At 45.5% G+C, this 928-nt stretch carries 1 protein-coding gene; it reads right to left on the bottom strand.

Annotation, left to right across the window (positions count from 1 at the left end; genetic code table 11):
- On the bottom strand, positions 1-804 hold an 804-nt coding region (locus LNL84_RS19620; RefSeq protein ID WP_244359555.1), incomplete at its 3' end, for an IS4 family transposase.
- Positions 805-928: the final 124 nt, after the last annotated feature.

Below are 928 nucleotides of genomic sequence, written 5' to 3'. Positions count from 1 at the left end.
GGTCACTAGAAGCCAAGGCTCTTTTGCTCCTTTATGGAACACTTTTCCTGCCGAGTGTTTTTGGCAAGTTCGACTATGCCGATGGGCTTTTCTGCCTTTGGGGTGACTTTTATATAAGTAAGCAAAGCATTTAAGCGGTGATCGCTTAGCAAGTAGGCTTTCTCCTAAAAACAGTGGCTTATTTGTTGCTTGAGGGTAAAACGTTTTATTCCACTGCCAAGGGCCTTCGCCACACTTAATCGAGACTTCACCACGTACACGCCCAAGCCAGAGCCAACCTTTATTGGCGACTTGCCTGAACCACGTATTTCTAAAGCCAGCGTCGGAGACAATGATAGGCGTGCAGTCTTGAGGGAGTAGGGATTGCAGCTTATCGAGAAAGTGTTGATGGCTCTTGGGTGAGTTGTAGTTTTTGTACTCAAATGCCTGCTCATAAAGCGTGACAGCGCGACCCTTAACGGATACTGAAGCTCGTAATGTCATATAGCGCAGTTGCTCACGAACATCGGACCAATCAACCAGCACCACAGGAAAAGGATTGGCGCGGGTAATAAAGGACGCATGCCACTTATATATGTCATCTTTTTCACGATGTAGATTGTGATTACCAAGCAGTCGGTCGATACGCTTTATCGCGTGCTTTACAGTGGTATCGGTGTCGAGTGCGCGTCCAATTTTGGTCAATGTGAGATCAGAGCCGTCGAGCACGGTTCTGGTTGCAAGCATCAGAGATTTAAGTCGTTTTTTGTGAATGCTAGGGCATTGGTTTTCGATAGTTTGCTGTAGAATCTGAACATCGCGCATCGTTAGGGCTCCCTATTAAATCCATTCAATCAGGTGTGTTTTTGGCGAAATTCATTAGATCAGAATGAGCGATGTGCGTCTACTCATTGTTTTATATAGAAATTATGAGGGGATTCGTAAGAAC

Origin of the sequence: Vibrio gelatinilyticus, assembly GCF_022836845.1 — a bacterium.
GTDB lineage: Bacteria > Pseudomonadota > Gammaproteobacteria > Enterobacterales > Vibrionaceae > Vibrio > Vibrio gelatinilyticus.
Note: the sequence above shows the minus strand (reverse complement) of the source record. Positions and strands in the feature narration are given on the sequence as shown.